15 protein-coding genes are annotated in these 16,102 nt (G+C 60.6%); 7 read left to right on the top strand and 8 right to left on the bottom strand.

The genetic code is table 11. The annotated features are described in order from the left end of the window. Nucleotides 1–65: 65 nt before the first annotated feature. Together WDZ78_RS12160 and WDZ78_RS12165 are read right to left on the bottom strand one after the other, a co-directional pair. Nucleotides 66–965: a uracil-DNA glycosylase gene (locus tag WDZ78_RS12160; protein ID WP_425673146.1), complete on the bottom strand. Its 900-nt coding sequence runs from the start codon at nt 963–965 to the stop codon at nt 66–68. Nucleotides 966–1,008: 43 nt separating this feature from the next. Continuing rightward, nucleotides 1,009–2,307: an Hsp70 family protein gene (locus WDZ78_RS12165; RefSeq protein WP_425673147.1), complete on the bottom strand. Its 1,299-nt coding sequence runs from the start codon at nt 2,305–2,307 to the stop codon at nt 1,009–1,011. A gap of 301 nt (nt 2,308–2,608) precedes the next feature. On the opposite strand from WDZ78_RS12165, the gene WDZ78_RS12170 reads away from it, so the two are divergent. Further along, complete coding sequence (locus WDZ78_RS12170; protein ID WP_425673148.1) at nt 2,609–3,586, top strand: diguanylate cyclase domain-containing protein; 978 nt, start codon at nt 2,609–2,611, stop codon at nt 3,584–3,586. A gap of 22 nt (nt 3,587–3,608) precedes the next feature. Here WDZ78_RS12170 and WDZ78_RS12175 read toward each other — a convergent pair whose 3' ends face one another. Beyond that, complete coding sequence (locus WDZ78_RS12175) at nt 3,609–4,397, bottom strand: SDR family oxidoreductase (protein WP_425673149.1); 789 nt, start codon at nt 4,395–4,397, stop codon at nt 3,609–3,611. A gap of 182 nt (nt 4,398–4,579) precedes the next feature. Between WDZ78_RS12175 and WDZ78_RS12180 the strand changes: the two genes are divergently transcribed. Next, on the top strand, nt 4,580–5,500 hold the full coding sequence (locus WDZ78_RS12180) for a cation diffusion facilitator family transporter (protein ID WP_425673150.1): 921 nt from the start codon (nt 4,580–4,582) through the stop codon (nt 5,498–5,500). A gap of 75 nt (nt 5,501–5,575) precedes the next feature. Here the strand turns inward: WDZ78_RS12180 and WDZ78_RS12185 are convergent, their stop codons facing one another. Then, a complete protein-coding gene (locus tag WDZ78_RS12185) occupies nt 5,576–6,322 on the bottom strand; it encodes an SDR family NAD(P)-dependent oxidoreductase (RefSeq protein ID WP_020009735.1) in 747 nt (248 codons plus the stop codon). Between the two features lie 20 nt (nt 6,323–6,342). Continuing rightward, a complete protein-coding gene (locus WDZ78_RS12190) occupies nt 6,343–6,741 on the bottom strand; it encodes a hypothetical protein (protein WP_020009736.1) in 399 nt (132 codons plus the stop codon). A 165-nt stretch (nt 6,742–6,906) separates the two neighbouring features. Between WDZ78_RS12190 and WDZ78_RS12195 the strand changes: the two genes are divergently transcribed. The 3 genes from WDZ78_RS12195 (at nt 6,907) to WDZ78_RS12205 (ending at nt 10,435) form a co-directional block, all read left to right on the top strand. After that, nucleotides 6,907–7,284, top strand: coding sequence for a winged helix-turn-helix transcriptional regulator (locus WDZ78_RS12195; protein ID WP_020009737.1), 378 nt, complete (start codon nt 6,907–6,909; stop codon nt 7,282–7,284). 347 nt (nt 7,285–7,631) lie between these two features. Continuing rightward, nucleotides 7,632–9,296, top strand: a complete 1,665-nt coding sequence (locus WDZ78_RS12200; RefSeq protein ID WP_425673151.1) for an electron transfer flavoprotein-ubiquinone oxidoreductase — start codon at nt 7,632–7,634, stop codon at nt 9,294–9,296. 398 nt (nt 9,297–9,694) lie between these two features. Beyond that, nucleotides 9,695–10,435 (top strand): pentapeptide repeat-containing protein, encoded by a 741-nt coding sequence (locus WDZ78_RS12205; RefSeq protein ID WP_425673152.1) that lies wholly within the window; start codon nt 9,695–9,697, stop codon nt 10,433–10,435. A gap of 86 nt (nt 10,436–10,521) precedes the next feature. On the opposite strand, the gene WDZ78_RS12210 is transcribed toward WDZ78_RS12205, so the two are convergent. Continuing rightward, nucleotides 10,522–11,538, bottom strand: coding sequence for a zinc-binding alcohol dehydrogenase family protein (locus tag WDZ78_RS12210; protein WP_425673153.1), 1,017 nt, complete (start codon nt 11,536–11,538; stop codon nt 10,522–10,524). Nucleotides 11,539–11,641: 103 nt separating this feature from the next. On the opposite strand from WDZ78_RS12210, the gene WDZ78_RS12215 reads away from it, so the two are divergent. Continuing rightward, a complete protein-coding gene (locus WDZ78_RS12215) occupies nt 11,642–12,031 on the top strand; it encodes a winged helix-turn-helix transcriptional regulator (protein WP_003509998.1) in 390 nt (129 codons plus the stop codon). Nucleotides 12,032–12,153: 122 nt separating this feature from the next. Then, entirely contained in the window at nt 12,154–12,990 is an 837-nt protein-coding gene (locus WDZ78_RS12220; protein WP_003509996.1) for an undecaprenyl-diphosphate phosphatase, read from the top strand. Nucleotides 12,991–13,057: 67 nt separating this feature from the next. Here the strand turns inward: WDZ78_RS12220 and mgtE are convergent, their stop codons facing one another. Both mgtE and WDZ78_RS12230 read right to left on the bottom strand, forming a co-directional pair. Beyond that, entirely contained in the window at nt 13,058–14,431 is a 1,374-nt protein-coding gene (mgtE, locus tag WDZ78_RS12225) for a magnesium transporter (RefSeq protein WP_425673154.1), read from the bottom strand. 285 nt (nt 14,432–14,716) lie between these two features. Continuing rightward, nucleotides 14,717–15,961, bottom strand: a complete 1,245-nt coding sequence (locus WDZ78_RS12230) for an MFS transporter (protein WP_051091637.1) — start codon at nt 15,959–15,961, stop codon at nt 14,717–14,719. Between the last annotated feature and the right edge of the window lie 141 nt (nt 15,962–16,102).

Here is a 16,102-nt window from a genome sequence, read left to right on the forward strand (position 1 = left end):
CGCTGTTATGCGTAATGCGCATGGCTTTTTTCATAATTCATTTACATTGAGTAGGAATGAGGCAGTCAGCCCTCTGTGATCTTGGCCTGAAAAGCCAATAAATCCTGCCATGCCAAGGACTTACTCGCTGGCGCGTTCAACAGCTCCTGCGGGTGCAGGCTTGCCAAAGCCGGTAAAACAAGGTGTCCGGCTGCGACATCACGCCACTGTCCGCGCAGCGTATGGATGGTGCCGGTGCCGCCAAAGAAGAAACGTGCGGTGAAGTTGCCAAGAAGCAACAGCTGTTTCGGCTCGGCAAGGGCGATCTGCCGCTCGATGAAGGGGCGGCAGATATCCATCTCTGCCTGCGTCGGCGGGCGGTTGCCCGGCGGCCGCCAGGGCACGACATTGCCGAGCATGATGGTGCTGCGCTCAAGCCCGATGGCCGCCAGCATGCGGTCGAGCAAAAGCCCGGTCTTGCCGGCGAAGGGAAGGCCCTCACGGTCGTCATCCGCGTCAGGCATCGGGCCGATGACCATGATGGCGGAGGCGGCATCACCTTCGGTGAAAATCGTATTGCGCGCGCTGTTCTTGAGGTTGCAGCCGCTGAAACCCTCAAGCGCGGTTTTCAGCTCGGCAAGCGATCTCGCGCTTTCCGCCGCAAAACGCGCCGCCGCCACGGCCTGCTCGTCCGGCATGGCGACATTCTGCTGAATGGCGGGGGCGGCTGGCGCGCCACGCGCCGGGGCGCTGCGCGTTGCCGCCTGCCGCTGAGGCGCGTCGGTACGGCGATCCGCAGGTCTTTCAGTCTGGCGCGCCGATGTCACCGCATCCTGCGCCGGCGCGGATCGGGCAGGGCGGGCGGCGGCGAATTCGGCGAAACGATCGATCGGGGTCTCTTCCAGCATCCAGTCCACGCCCGCATCCGCATGGAAATGCAGGAGGGCGGCGAGTTCGGCCGGGGAGAGGTCGTGGGCGGCGATCATGGGCGGAAACTACCCCATGTTCCCCGCCCGGGGAACCCGTAAATCACGCTGTCCAGCGCTGAATGTCGCCGCTTTCGCCGATCATGGCGAGACCATGGGCGATGGAGAGCAGCTCGCCGCCGCTTTCGATACGGTCGGCGTCGAAACGGCGGGTGAAAAGCTCCCGCACCGCCGGCACGAAGGAGGTGCCGCCGGTCAGGAACACCTTGTCGATCGCCTCGGGCGCAACCTTCGTCTTTTCCAGAACCTCGTCGAGCGCTTCTTCTATCTTGGCGAGGTCGTCAGCGATCCAGTTGTTGAAATCGCTGCGCTTCACCATCTTGCGGCCAGCCTTGCCGAGCGGCGAGAAGTTGAATTCCGCTTCTTCCGAAGAAGACAGCGCCATCTTGGTGGCGGAAATCGCCTGATAGAGCGGGTAGCCCTCGTCGTGGTCGACCAGGTCGATGAAGAGTTCGAGTTTTTCCGGCTCCAGCGCCGAGCGCACCAGCGATTTCAGCGCGGTGAATTCCTTCGAGGTCTTGAAGATCGACAGCTGGTTCCAGCGGCCGAAATTCACGTAATAACCCGAGGGTACATCCAGCACCTTGTCGAAGCTCTTGAACTTGCTGCCCTTGCCGATCTCGGGCGAGACCAGATTGTCGATCATGCGGAAGTCGAAATGGTCACCCGCTACGCCGACGCCGGAATGGCCGATGGGGGTGGCGGAAAGCTTGCCGGCATGGGTTTCGAAACGGATCAGCGAATAGTCCGTGGTACCGCCGCCGAAATCCGCCACCAGCACATTGGCGTCCTTCTTCAGGCTCTGGGCGAAATAATAGGCGGCCGCCACCGGCTCGTAGACATAATGGATATCAGGGAAGCCTGCCCGGGTGAGCGCCTCGTTGTAACGGGCGAGCGCCAGCGCCTCGTCCGGATTGCTGCCGGCGAAACGCACCGGCCGGCCGGCGATGACGGTGGAGACGTCACCTGGCCATTCCTCGCCCGCATAGGTCTTCAGCTTGCGCAGGAACACGTCCATCAGGTCTTCGAAGCTCTGGCGCTTGGCGAAGATCAGTGTGCCCTGGAAGAGCGGCGAGGCCGCAAATGTCTTGATCGACTGCAGGAAACGGCAGTCGCCGGCATTGTCGATGAACTGGCGGATGGCGGCACGTCCCGCTTCCACATGCAGGGCGGCCGCACCAAGGCCGGCATCCTTCATGAAGGAGAGCGCGGTGCGCATGCTGTCATCCGTGCCTGCGCTGCTGGTAAAACGCATGGAGCGGCTGTCGCCGCCGCCGTCGGAAAGAGCCATGACCGTGTTGGTCGTGCCGAAATCGAGGCCGAGAGCCCGCTTTTGCGTCATCGCCATATCCTTGTCGCCGATAGAAGAACCGCCCGGCCCTTGGGTGGCCCGGCGTGAAAATAAGGGATGCTCTTGGCGCCCCGATGTCAGAGGAGGGCGGTTGATTGCACAGGGCTGACGGAATGGCAAGCACCCGCACCCGGGTTTATTGTGAAATTTGCATGAAGTAATCGCCATGGGTGGAAGGCCGTCCTGCCGTCCGCATTAAATATTTTTTCGCATAAAGCGAGTATAAGGCTGAACTATAGCGTTAAAGAGCAGATTTATTTTTGTATTTGTTGTGTTTGCAGACGGAGCCCCGATGTCCCGAAAGCCGGCCCGTTCCACCCTCGAAGACGTGCCACCGGCGCGAAACGCCCGCGTTCGCGGCGATGCGGACAGCTTCAACCGCCATCTAATGGACCTGATGGAGGCGTCGCAGCAGGGTTATGCGCTTTTCGACGGCGGCGATGAACTGCGTTTCGCCAACACGGCATTCCGCACGGCGCTCGGCCTCGGCCCGGACGAGTTTCCGACATGGGTTGATCTCATGCGCAGCGGTTACAGCAACTCCGCCGGCACGGCCATCGAGACCTCCGATTTCGAACTGTGGCTGCGCTCCGCGAGAACGAGGCGCGGCAAGCTGCCCTTCCGCACCATCGAGACCGGCCTCAATGACGGGCGCTGGATGCTGACGACCGAGACGACGCTGCCGGGTGGCTGGATGCTGTGCGTCGTCACCGATATTTCCGAACTCGGCGTCGAATTGCGCGATCTTCGCCAGGAGCGGGACAGGGCGCTGAAATCCGCCCTGAGCGACGAGCTGACCGGTCTCGGCAACCGCCGCTACGTCATGGATATTCTCAATCACCGGCTTGGCCCCAACAAGGCCGAGGCGCTTGCCGTCATCATCATTGATATAGACCATTTCAAGTCGGTGAACGACCGCTTTGGCCATGCCTGCGGTGATCTGGTTCTGAAAGACTTCGCCGCCCGGCTTTCCGCTGCGGTCGCCCGCGACGATCTCGTCGGGCGGATCGGCGGCGAGGAGTTCCTGCTCGTTCTCGGCGGTTCGCGCATGCTGAGCGCGGAGATCATCATGCAGAAACTGCTGTCGTCTTTGACCGCGGTATCGCCGCTGAGCGACGTGCCGGATTTCCGCTATAGCTGCTCGGCTGGCATTGCCTTTGCAAATCCGGGCGAGAGCGCGAGCGATGTCCTGCGCCGCGCCGACACGGCGCTTTACGAAGCCAAGAATACCGGCCGGAACCGCTACGTGATTTACGGAGCGGCCTCCTGACCGGATTTGTGTTTATTCGGCGTCAGTTCGACTTCGCCGCGCCGCCATCCACTCTCAGCATCGTGCCGGTAATGTAGCTTGCGGGAACCGAGCAGAGGAAGGCGCCGGCGGCGGCGAATTCCTCCACCGTGCCGAGGCGGCCGGCCGGGATGCTTTTGACGGAGGCCTCGCGGATTTCCTCGACGCTCTTGCCGAGACGTTTGGCATTGGCGCCATCCAGCTCATCGATGCGGTCGGTATGGATACGGCCGGGCAGGAGCAGGTTGGAGGTGATGCCGAAAGAGGCCACTTCGGAGGACAGCGTCTTGCTCCAGCCGACCAGCGCGCCGCGCAGCGTATTGGAAAGGGCGAGATTGGCGATCGGTTCGAACACGCCTGACGAAGCGACGGTGAGGATGCGGCCGAAACCCTGCTCTTTCATCTCAGGCAAAAGTGCATTGGTGAGCGTGATGACGCGCAGCACCATGGACTGGAAGAAGGTATCCAGCTTGTCGGTGGTCATCTCCTGGGCAAGGCCCGGGGTCGGACCGCCGGTATTGTTGACGAGAATATCGATGCCGCCGAGCTTGTCCTTGACCGCCTGAACCATGGCGGTGACGAAATTGTCATCGGCAAGATCGCCCCAGACCCAGTCGGCCTTGCCCTTGCCGAGCGCATTGATCGCCTTGCAGTTTGCCTCCAGCTTATCGCCGCTTCTGCCGACGAGAAGGACATGCGCGCCTTCTTTCGCCAGCGCCGTCGCAATGCCCAGCCCAAGGCCGCGAGAGGAGGCGAGAACGAGGGCGCGTTTGCCGGAAATGCCGAAATCCATGGGTTTTGTCCTGTCTTGTGAGTGCGCTATGTGCTGTTTATAGAGCATTTCCAGGAAAAGTGGACCCCGGTTTTCCGTCCGGAAATGCGACAAAACAAAGAGTTAGAGTATTTTCGCGATTCGAAGAAAGGCGAAAACCCTCTATGAAGGCGGCGCCCGGTTTTGAAGGAAAAATACACATCATGACGGAACAATCCCTGCTGAAATTCTCCATTGCCGTCACGGTTCTCCTGGCGCTCTTCGGCATCGGCGCGGGCCTGTTCTCCGGCTCCTTCGCGGTGGTTTTCGATGGTGTCTATGCGCTGACCGACGCTTTCATGACGGTGCTGGCGCTGCTGGTCGCGCGGCTGATCGCCGCCTCCGCAGCGCCTAGGCCAGGCGGCCGGCTGGTGGAGCGTTTCACCATGGGTTTCTGGCATCTGGAGCCGATGGTGCTCGGCCTCAACGGCACGCTGTTGATGGGCGCTGCGATCTATGCGCTCATCAACGCCATCGACAGCCTGATGGATGGCGGCAGATTGATCGAGTTCGACTACGCCATCATCGTCACCTTCCTCAGCTTCGCCGTCTCTCTCGCCATGGCATGGTTCGTCAAAAGGCAGAACCGCCGGCTGAAATCCGCCTTTGTGGCGCTGGATGCCAAAAGCTGGCTGATGAGCGCGCTCTTGAGCATCGCGCTCTTTATCGCCTTCGCCGTGGGTTACGGGCTGACGGGAACGTCGCAGGCATGGCTGTCGCCCTATATCGACCCGGCCGTGCTGGCGCTGGTCTGCCTCGTCATCATCCCCATGCCGCTCGGCAATGTGAAGCAGGCGCTCGCCGACATCCTTCTGGTGACCCCGCTGGAATTCAAGCAGCATGTGGACAAGGTGGCCGCCGAAACGGTGGAGAAGTTCGGCTTTGCGTCACATTTTTCCTATGTCGCCCGCGTCGGCCGCGGTCGTCAGATCGAACTCTTCTTCATCGTGCCGAAGAACTGGCCGGCCCGGCGTCTGGAAGAATGGGACGCGATCCGCGACGAGATCGGCGATGCGCTGGGCGGCGAGGGGAGTGACCGCTGGCTGACGATCGTGTTCACGACGGATGAGGAATGGGCGATCTGATTTCATCCGAGACGCCGCCGCCACGAAACGTCTGAAGGCGTCGCTTCCGAGGGAAGCAACGCGCTCAAACCATTATCAGCGTCCGGCATCGATGATCATGCCGCCGTCGGGCGTCAGACTGTACCCCGTAATGAACTGTGCATCTTTGCTGGCAAGGAACAGCACCACGGGCGCGATGTCGTTCTCGGGGGAGCCGTGCCGGGCAAGGGCATTGGTCGGGGCTGGAATATTGGCTGCCGCCGCACCCCAGGTATCGGCAACCGGCAGGACGTTGTTGACGGTAATCTTGTCAGCACCCCATTCACGGGCTGCAACCCGCGTCAGGGCACGTATGGCCTCCTTTGCCATGTTGTACGGCGCATATGGCACCAGACCCGTGACGCCGGCCATCGATCCGAAGTTGATGATACGGCCTTCACCGCTCGCTTTCAGATGAGGATAGGCGGCCTGCATCATCCGCAGGTAGGCGATCGGGCCCGTATCGAAATTGCGCTGTAGCTGTTCAACCGATAAGTCGATAACCGACGATTGCACCACTGACGGGTCAAAGGCGTTGTTCACGAGGATGTCAATGCCGCCCCAGGCCGCGACAACCGTGTCGATTGAAGGCTTGATCGCATCGGCATCGCTGACGTCAATCGCAATGCCCAAAGCGGTCCCGCCTGCGGCTTCTATATCGGCCACGACGGCATCGACATTCGCGGGCGTTAGCGACAGCACCGCGACTTTTGCCCCTTCTGCTGCGAGGAGTTTGGCGGTGGCGCGGCCAATTCCACGGCCAGCCCCGGTGACCATCGCAACCTTGCCTTCTAATCTTTTCATGGGTGTTTCCTTTTTCAGATTTACCGGTGCGCCGCCGCTTCAAGAGCATAAGGCGAGGGAGTATCGCGAACGTGGTTCTGCGTCGCGAAGGATGTGGCCATCAGGATGAGGCCAATGGCGGCGGGCATCGCACCCTTGATGCTGCGGACGCCGAGATGCGCCATTCCCGACAGGATCAAGTGATAGAAAATGCCTGCATAAGCGAGATCGCTGAGCGGCAGGGAGAGGCGGGTCAGGATCACAAGGGGCGCGAGTATCTTCACGACGATCATGAAAGGCACCAGATGGGCCGCATGATAGCCGAGATCGGCCTGGGCTTTTTCGACGAAGCCCCTCTTGGTCAGGTACAGGGCCGCCGAAGACAGATATAGCGCCGACAAGAGAACGGTGCTGATCCAGTAAATGTAGGTCATGGTCATGGAATATCCCTCTCGCCGGGCGTCCCGGCGAAATTGAGCATTGATCTTGCGCTTTTCGGATGACGCGTTGCATCGGCTACGAAGAGCTTGTAGAGAATTTGTAGGCTATAATAAATTTTCGCAAGTAGGATGAATTCATGACACTAGGTATGGAAATGCGTACTAATGACTGAAGCGGGCTTTACGATGCAGGATGAGATGCGTCGCGCCTTTTCGATGCTCTCGGGGAAATGGAAGCTGGAAATCATGTGGCTGCTTCATCAGCGGGTCCACCGCTTTGGCGAATTGCGAAAAGCGATCCCTGGAATTACCCAGCACATGTTGTCGGCGCAGCTTCGCGAGTTGGAGGCGGATGGTCTCGTCTCGCGCACCGTTTTTGCTGAGGTGCCGCCGCGCGTCGAATATGAGATGACAGAAAAGGCGAGGGGTCTGGGTCCGACGATGAAGGCATTGGCCGCCTGGTGGGAAGAGCATGGCAAGACCATTCCAGCAAAACCGAACCCGCGCGGCCGTAAGCCCAACAGCGGGGCTGCAGGAGTGTGAGACTTTACGTCTTTCTATGGGAGTAATGAGGTCCGCTTCTGGCGCGGCGCGGAATATCGGCCGCCGTTAAACTGTTACGGCCCTTGACGCCTAAATATGTCGTCTCTATTTTATATCTTACGTGCACGTAAAAGTAATAAAATAGTCATCAGGTTGTCTGACAATGAGGTGGCGTGCGACATGTTTTGCCGCTATAGAAGCTCGACAAAGCTGTTACGCTTTGCGAAGACAGGCAAGAGTGAATGTCCTGCTGCAGACGGGATTTTCATCGGTCGCGGACTATGCGGCGGACGGCGGAAAACGAATATAACAACAGCCGGATGGGACCGGCGATCTGAGAGGACAAGATGACGGAAGCGATGGAACTGCCCGAACGCGAAGCGATGGAATTCGACGTTGTGATTGTCGGTGCGGGTCCTGCGGGTCTTGCCGCCGCGATCCGCCTGAAGCAGGTGGAGCCGGAGCTTTCGGTTGTCGTTCTGGAAAAGGGCGCTGAAGTCGGCGCGCATATCCTCTCGGGCGCGGTGGTCGATCCCATCGGCATCGACCGTCTTCTGCCCGGTTGGCGCGAAGAGGAGGGGCATCCCTTCAAGACCGAGGTCAAGGACGACCAGTTCATGTTCTTAGGCCCGGCCGGCTCCATCCGCCTGCCGAATTTCATGATGCCGCCGCTCATGAACAATCACGGCAATTACATCGTCTCGCTTGGGCTGGTCTGTCGATGGCTGGCGGAAAAGGCGGAGGCTCTCGGCGTCGAGATCTATCCCGGCTTTGCCGCCACGGAAGTGCTCTATAATGAGGAAGGCGCCGTCATCGGTGTCGCCACCGGCGACATGGGCATCGAGAAGAATGGCGAGCCGGGTCCGAACTTCACCCGCGGCATGGAACTGCACGGCAAATATGTGCTTGTTGGAGAGGGCGTGCGTGGCTCGCTCGCCAAGCAGCTGATTTCCAGATTCGACCTCTCGAAAGATCGCGAGCCGCAGAAATTCGGCATCGGCATCAAGGAGCTCTGGCAGGTCAAGCCGGAACACCACAAACAGGGCCTCGTGCAGCATTCCTTCGGCTGGCCGCTCGGTTTCAAGACCGGCGGCGGCTCGTTCCTTTATCATCTGGAAGATAATCTCGTCGCCGTCGGCTTCGTGGTCCATCTCAATTACAAGAACCCCTATCTCTATCCCTTCGAGGAATTCCAGCGCTTCAAGACGCATCCGGCCATCCGCGATACCTTCGAGGGTGGCAAGCGCATCTCCTATGGCGCACGCGCCATCACCGAGGGCGGTTACCAGTCGGTGCCGAAGCTCACCTTCCCGGGCGGCGCGCTGATCGGCTGTTCGGCCGGTTTCGTCAACGTGCCGCGCATCAAGGGCAGCCATAACGCGGTACTCTCGGGCATGCTCGCTGCCGACAAGATTGCAGGAGCGATCGCGGCGGGCCGCGCCCATGACGAGGTGGCCGAGATCGAGGCTGAGTGGCGCGACGGCGATATCGGCAAGGACCTGAAGCGGGTTCGCAACGTCAAGCCGCTCTGGTCGAAATTCGGCACGCTCATTGGTGTCGGCCTTGGCGGTCTCGATATGTGGACCAACCAGCTGTTCGGTTTCTCCTTCTTCGGCACGCTGAAGCACGGCAAGACGGATGCGCAGAGCCTCGAGCCGGCCTCAAAGCACAAGCCGATCGCCTATCCGAAGCCGGATGGCGTTTTGACCTTCGACCGCCTGTCTTCGGTGTTCCTGTCCTCCACCAACCATGAAGAGGACCAGCCGGTGCATCTTCAGGTGAAGGACATGGAGCTGCAGAAGCGCTCCGAACACGACATCTATGCCGGTCCTTCGACGCGTTATTGTCCGGCCGGTGTTTACGAGTGGGTGGAGAAGGACGGCGAAGAGGTTTACGTCATCAACGCGCAGAACTGCGTGCACTGCAAGACCTGCGACATCAAGGACCCCAACCAGAACATCAACTGGGTTCCGCCGCAGGGTGGCGAGGGGCCGGTTTACGCCAATATGTGATGATGTGGGGTATCCCGCTTCGTTATTCTCGGGCTTGGCCCGTTGTTGTCGGGTTTTTAATTTTTGCGGGCCGCACTCAAGTTGAAGTGGTGGCATATTCGCTCAACGTCATCCTCTGCCTTGTGCCGAGGATGGCGTAGAGTTTGTTCTGACCCCTCGCGACTATTTTTGATCGCAGACTATGCGCTCTAAAATGACGGCCTAAACAGCCTTTTCCCCGTCAGTATTTGTGGATTGCTCTTCGATTTCTTACATATAGGATGTTGGGGTGTTGTAACGTCATCCGGCCCGTGGATCGCGGGGCGATAATGGGGTAACGCCTTGAATGTGCATATGGTCCCGGTTCGGCTCAACAGCTGTTTCGTTTGCGCCGTCGCCCGGCGACAGGGAGTGAGAGAATGTCCGGCTTTCAAAGGCTGAATACCGTACGGAAAACAGGGCTTGTTGTCGGCGTGGCAGCGCTTTCGACGATTGCGGTTTCTTTCAGCAGTGGCCCGCTTGCGGCGGCAAGCTGCCGCAGTGATGCCATGGCCGGGATTGACTGGCGCGAATGCAACAAGCGCATGCTGATGCTGGGCGGCAGCAATCTGGATTCGGCGATGCTGTACGGCTCCGATTTCACCTATACCGACCTGCGCGGCTCTTCGCTGAAGGGCGCCAATCTCGAAAAGGCCAAGCTCATCCGCACGGCCCTTGGCGAGGCGAACCTTCAGGGCGCCAACCTGACCAAGGTGGAAGCTTATCGCAGCGATTTTTCCGCCGCCGACGCCACCAATGCCAAATTCGTCAATGCCGAAATGCAGCGAACCAAATTCGAGAAGACCAAGCTCGACGGCACGGATTTCACCAAGGCTGAACTCGGGCGCGCCGATTTCGAGGGCGCGTCGCTGAACGGCTCGAAATTCTCGCTGACAAACCTGTCGCGCGCCCGTTTCGGCGGCGCGAAGCTTGGCGGCCCGGTGGATTTCACCAGCGCCTTCCTGCTTCTGACCCGGATCGAAGGGGTCGATCTTTCCACCGCCACCGGGCTCGACCAGAAACAGATCGATATTGCCTGCGGTGACGCCAAGACCAAGTTGCCGAACGGCCTCACCGCGCCGGCCTCCTGGCCATGCCCGGAAGACCCGGACGACGATTGACGGGAATGGCCGCGCGGTTTTGCGCACGGCCCAAACACCTCCGCAAGCGGGGAGAAGCGCCCGCGATACGGACGCCTCGTTGCTGATCAGAAGCCCGAAAGCACGATCTTGCCCTTGGCCTTGTTGCTTTCGATCAGCGCGTGCGCCTTGATGAGATTTGCGGCATTGATGGTGCCGAAAACCTCCGTCAGCGTCGTCTTGATCTTGCCGGCATCGACAAGCTCGGCCACGTGGTTGAGCAGCCTGTGCTGCTCGATCATGTCAGGCGTCTGGAAAACGGCGCGGGCGAACATCATTTCCCAATGGATCGATACGCATTTGCGCTTGAAGGCCATGACATCGAAACCGCCGGCCGGATCGTCGATCAGCGCGAAACGGCCCTGTGGCGCGATGGTCGCCACGCTGTCGGCCGCATGAATGTCGCTATGGGTGGTGGAGAAGACGAAGCCCGGCGCACCGAGCCCGAGCGCCTCCACCTGCGGAGCGATCGGCTTGCTGTGATCGATGACGTGATGCGCGCCGAGTTCCTTCACCCAGGCAATCGTTTCCGGCCGCGAAGCGGTGGCGATGACGGTGAGGTCGGTCAGCGCCCGCAGAAGCTGGACGGCGATGGAGCCGACGCCACCCGCGCCGCCGATGACCAGAACGGCGTTGGCCGCGCCCGGAACCGGTTCCTTCACCCGCAACCGGTCGAACAGCGTCTCATAAGCGGTGATTGCGGTCAGCGGCAGGGCGGCCGTTTCCTCGAAATTCAGTGATTTGGGCTTTGTGCCGACAATGCGTTCATCGACCAGGTGAAATTCACTATTGGAGCCGGGCCGGTTGATGACGCCGGCGTAGAATACCTCGTCGCCGGGCTTGAACAGCGAGACCTTGTCGCCGACGGCCTTCACCACGCCGGCAGCATCGAAGCCGAGCACGCGCGGTTCGCCGTTTTCCGGCGTCTGGTTGCGGCGCACCTTGGTGTCGACGGGGTTTACCGAAACGGCCTTCACTTCCACCAGAATGTCGTGCCCTTTCGCTTCCGGCTGGGGAAGGTCGATATCGACGAGGGCGTCTTTCGCAGTGATGGGCTGGCTGGTCCTGTAACCGATGGCGCGCATGAACAGTCTCCTTTGCTTGTTTGCGTGCCTCTTACTTGATACATATGAACGCTGATCGCAAGAATGCACATTTTGTGATGATACATACAAAAAGGATACTGTGATGTCGCGACCGCGCGCCAAGCTCACCGGCAACTTTCCCGGCTGCCCGGTGGAATCGACCCTGAGTTTTCTCGACGGCAAATGGAAGGGCGTGATCCTTTATCACCTCATCAATGAGGGCACGCTGCGCTTCAACGAGCTGCGCCGCCATATTCCCAGCGTCACCCAGCGCATGCTGACCAAGCAGCTGCGGGAACTGGAGGAAGCGGGCTTGATTTCGCGCACCGTCTTCCCGGTGGTGCCGCCGCGGGTGGATTATGCGCTGACGCCGCTTGGCGAGACGATGCGGCCGGTCATCTCAGCGCTGAAAAGCTGGGGGGACGCCCATGTCGTCTGCAAGAACGGCGCGAAATACACCCAGCTTCCGCAGGCTGCGGAGAAGGCGGCCTGAGAGAAATCACGGGTAAAAGCACGCCCCGTGCAGGCCATTTTTCATGGTGCGATGCAACACGGATTTGCCCCGATTGATGCATAATGCTGCAAACTCGATTCGCAGCAGGGACATCAAAGCACATGAGCATGGGTTGGATGGAGGCCGGATTTCTCGGCCTTTTGCAAGGACTTACGGAATTTCTTCCGATTTCTTCAAGCGCGCATCTGAGGATTGCCGGGGAGTTCCTGCCCTCTGGCGCAGATCCCGGTGCCGCCTTCACCGCAATTACCCAGATCGGCACGGAAATGGCGGTGCTGGTCTATTTCTGGTCCGATATCATGCGGATTGCAGCCGCCTGGCTGCGTCAGAACCTGCGCCTTGGCGAATATAACAAGGCCGACGCCCGGCTGGGCTGGCTGATCATCGTCGGTTCGGTGCCGATCGTGTTTCTGGGCCTGTTCTTCAAGGATGCGATCGAGCATTCGCTGCGCAACCTCTATATTACCGCCGTGATGCTGATCGTCTTCGGCATCGTTCTCGGCCTTGCCGACAGGATCGGGGAGAAGCGTTACAAGCTTAACCAGCTGATCTGGCGCGATGGCATCCTCTTCGGTTTCGCGCAGGCCATGGCGCTCATCCCCGGTGTCTCTCGCTCGGGCGGCACCATCAGCGCCGGCCTGCTCCTGGGTTACACCCGCGAGGCGGCGGCGCGTTATTCCTTCCTGCTCGCCGTTCCCGCCGTCTTCGGCTCCGGCTTCTACCAGCTCTTCAAGAGCATCGGTGAGGACAATCCGGTCGGCTGGGGGCAGACCGGGCTTGCCACCCTCATCGCCTTCGTGGTGGGTTACGCCGTGATCGTGGTCTTCCTCAAGCTGGTCTCGACCAAGAGCTATATGCCTTTCGTCTGGTACCGCGTGGTCATCGGCTTCATCCTGCTCGCCCTCTTGGGAACGGGCGTCATCAACGCCGGTGGCTGAGGGCAGGGCTTCTCGCTTTTCCCGGCACAAATGAAGAGGCCCGCTCTTTCGAGCGGGCCTCTTGTCTTTAGAGCAATGTGCCGCTGAGGATCGCCAGCGCCACCGAGAAGTAGATGACGAGGCCGGTGACATCCACCAGCGTGGCGACGAAGGGGGCAGAGGCGCTGGCGGGGTCGAGCCGCAGGCGCTGCAGGATGAAGGGCAGCATGGAACCGGCCAGCGAACCGAAGGTGACGATGCCGACAAGCGCCGCAAAGACGGTGGCGCCGACCAGCAGCCAGTGTTCGCCATAATCATAAAAGCCAGCCTGCTGCCAGACCGTCAGACGCAGGAAGCCGATGGCGCCCAGAATGCAGCCGAGGGTCAGGCCCGTCGGGATTTCGCGCAGCAACACGCGCCACCAGTCCGAAAGCTTCAGTTCGCCAAGCGCCAGCGCCCGGATGATGAGCGAGGTGGCCTGCGAACCGGAGTTGCCGCCTGACGACATGATGAGCGGAATGAACAGCGTCAGCACCACGGCCTTTTCCAGCTCGCCCTCGAAATGCTGCATGGCGCTGGCCGTCAGCATTTCACCGAGGAACAGGGCTGCGAGCCAGCCGGCGCGCTTGCGGATCATGTACGGAAAGCCGATCGTCATATAGGGCTTGCCGAGCGCTTCCATACCACCGAACTTGTGGGCGTCTTCCGTGGTATCTGCGATCATGGTGTCGATCACGTCGTCAACGGTGACGATGCCGAGGATATGCGAATGGTCATCGACGACAGGAAGCGCCAGAAGGTCATGCTTGCGGATCAGCCGGGCGACATCCTCCTGCGACATCAGGGGGCTTGCATAGGCAATGCCCTCCTTGGAGGCGACAGAGAGGATGGAAGCGCCCGGTTCGCCGGTCAGCAGCCGACGCAGCGTCACGACCATGGAAAGCGTCCCGTCCTGCGCCAGCACATAGATGGCATAGACCGTTTCACGCGACCGCTCGACGACGCGGATGTGCGAAAGGGTCTGTTCCACCGTCCAGCTGTCGGGCACGCTGACGAATTCCGTGGTCATGATGGAGCCGGCGGTGCGCGGCGGATAACCCATCAGATGTTTGATGGAGAGCGCGGTGGTGCGGTCCAGCCGGGAAAACAGCTTGGCGCGCGGCTCTTCTTCCATTTCCGCCATGACGTCGGCCACGCGGTCGTCAGACATGAGGTTGACGAAGCGGGCGGCCTGTTCGAGCGGAATGCCGGCAATGATGGCGGCTGCGTCATGCAGCTCCGGCCGGTCGAGAATGGCGACGGCCTTTGCCTGCGGCATGGCAAGCAGGGCGCCTACGGCTGCGTCGGTATCAAGCGTGTTGAGGTGCTCGACACGTTCTGCGATGGTGGTGGAACCGGCATTTCCGCTGCGGAGAAGACGTGCGGCCTTGCTGGCTCTCTGGGAGAGAGTGTGGAAGTTCATGATTGCTCACCTTTCCGTCGATTCGCCGATTACGGCGAACGCGGTGGTGAGCCGACAGAGGTCGGATCAGTTCCCGTTCGCCGCTTTCGGCAAAGGCAATCGACTACTACTGTCGCTAGACATCTAATGATGCTCCGTTGAAATCCGCACAGTTCCGGTCACGGCCCGTGCGTAACGCCGTGTTGCGCCTGAAACGAAAAAGAGTCAAGCGGGCCGATTGTGAAATTTCCGCAAGATTCCGAGCCGGTGCCGGAAGGTATATTCAAGCGGCTGAAAAACCGGCTTTCAGCCGGCTTTCGCGCGCCGCTCGACGGCGACGGAAACGAGGAAAACGCCGAGCCCGAGAAGGGAAAGAACCGCGCCGACATAACCCGTCGAGGCGTAACCGAAACCCATGGCGATGACGAGGCCGCCAAGCCAGGCGCCAAGTGCGTTGGCGATGTTGAAGGCGGAATGGTTGGAGGCGGCGGCCAGCGTCTGCGCATCCTGCGCCACATCCATCAGCCGGGTCTGCACGGCCGGGCAGGCGGCGAAACCGCAGCCGATCAGGAACACGCAGAGGCACAGCATGAACGGATTGTCCGCCGTCATGCCGAACACGGTCATGACCAGCACGTTGAAAGCCAGCATGCCGCCAATCGTGCCATTGAGCGAGATATCGGCGAGCCGCGAGCCGACGACATTGCCGACATTCATGCCGATGCCGAACAGCGCCAGCACCATGGAAACGGTGGAAACCGGCATCATCGCCACATCGGTGGTGGTCTTGGCGATATAGCTGAACACAGAGAACATGCCGCCAAAACCGACGGCGGCGATGGCAAGCGTCAGCCACACCTGCACGCGTCGGAAAGCGCCGAGTTCGCGCCACACGCTGGCGCCTTCTTCCACCCTGTCACGCGGCTGGAACAGCCAGAGAAGGGCGACCGTCAGCAGCCCGATGCCGCCGACCAGCATGAAGGCCGCGCGCCAGGAGAGTAACTGGCCGAAGAAGGTGGCAAGCGGGGTGCCGAGCAGGGTGGCGATGGTGAGGCCGAGCATGACGCGGCCAACGGCGCGGGCGCGCTTGTGGATGGGCGCCATGGAGGCCGCCACCAGCGCCGCAACGCCGAAATAGGCGCCATGCGGCAGGCCGGTGATGAAGCGCAGGACGGTGAAGCTCAGGAAATCCGGGGCAAGGGCGCTGAGGATATTACCGATCGCAAAAAGTCCCATCAGGCCGAGAAGCAGGGTACGACGCGTCATGCGCGCGGCAAGCACCGCAATGATCGGCGCGCCGATGACGACGCCGAGCGCATAGGCGGTGATCACGTAACCCGCCTGCGGAACGGTGACGCCATAGGTGGTGGCGACGTCAGGCAAAAGGCCCATGATCGCGAATTCACCGGTGCCGATGCCGAAGCCGCCGGCGGCAAGCGCCAGTTCGATAAGTGCTATGGCAAGCGGGGAGAGGGCCACGGCCGGCGCTGCCGTGTAAACGGTTTCATTCTCCGCGCCAGGGCGGGCTTCGGAAATATTCGACTGGCTCATCGTGACCTGAAAAACGGGAAGGGCCCACAGAAAAAAGGGCAAGACCGTATGGGAGCGGTCTGCCCTGACTGGAGATGCGCGGTCATGAAAATGACCTTAAGTGATCCCTAACATGAAATGATGCGTTGCGGTAGAGCGATT

Source organism: Agrobacterium sp. M50-1 (assembly GCF_049843495.1).
Lineage (GTDB): Bacteria > Pseudomonadota > Alphaproteobacteria > Rhizobiales > Rhizobiaceae > Agrobacterium > Agrobacterium radiobacter.

Coding starts and splice junctions, on each gene's coding strand:
- WDZ78_RS12175 (WP_425673149.1), bottom strand. CDS start 4,397: ATGGATTTCGGCATTTCCGGCAAACGCGCCCTCGTTCTCGCCTCCTCT.
- WDZ78_RS12200 (WP_425673151.1), top strand. CDS start 7,632: ATGACGGAAGCGATGGAACTGCCCGAACGCGAAGCGATGGAATTCGAC.
- WDZ78_RS12185 (WP_020009735.1), bottom strand. CDS start 6,322: ATGAAAAGATTAGAAGGCAAGGTTGCGATGGTCACCGGGGCTGGCCGT.
- WDZ78_RS12170 (WP_425673148.1), top strand. CDS start 2,609: ATGTCCCGAAAGCCGGCCCGTTCCACCCTCGAAGACGTGCCACCGGCG.
- mgtE (WP_425673154.1), bottom strand. CDS start 14,431: ATGAACTTCCACACTCTCTCCCAGAGAGCCAGCAAGGCCGCACGTCTT.
- WDZ78_RS12220 (WP_003509996.1), top strand. CDS start 12,154: ATGAGCATGGGTTGGATGGAGGCCGGATTTCTCGGCCTTTTGCAAGGA.
- WDZ78_RS12215 (WP_003509998.1), top strand. CDS start 11,642: ATGTCGCGACCGCGCGCCAAGCTCACCGGCAACTTTCCCGGCTGCCCG.
- WDZ78_RS12205 (WP_425673152.1), top strand. CDS start 9,695: ATGTCCGGCTTTCAAAGGCTGAATACCGTACGGAAAACAGGGCTTGTT.
- WDZ78_RS12165 (WP_425673147.1), bottom strand. CDS start 2,307: ATGACGCAAAAGCGGGCTCTCGGCCTCGATTTCGGCACGACCAACACG.
- WDZ78_RS12190 (WP_020009736.1), bottom strand. CDS start 6,741: ATGACCATGACCTACATTTACTGGATCAGCACCGTTCTCTTGTCGGCG.
- WDZ78_RS12210 (WP_425673153.1), bottom strand. CDS start 11,538: ATGCGCGCCATCGGTTACAGGACCAGCCAGCCCATCACTGCGAAAGAC.
- WDZ78_RS12230 (WP_051091637.1), bottom strand. CDS start 15,961: ATGAGCCAGTCGAATATTTCCGAAGCCCGCCCTGGCGCGGAGAATGAA.
- WDZ78_RS12195 (WP_020009737.1), top strand. CDS start 6,907: ATGACTGAAGCGGGCTTTACGATGCAGGATGAGATGCGTCGCGCCTTT.
- WDZ78_RS12180 (WP_425673150.1), top strand. CDS start 4,580: ATGACGGAACAATCCCTGCTGAAATTCTCCATTGCCGTCACGGTTCTC.
- WDZ78_RS12160 (WP_425673146.1), bottom strand. CDS start 965: ATGATCGCCGCCCACGACCTCTCCCCGGCCGAACTCGCCGCCCTCCTG.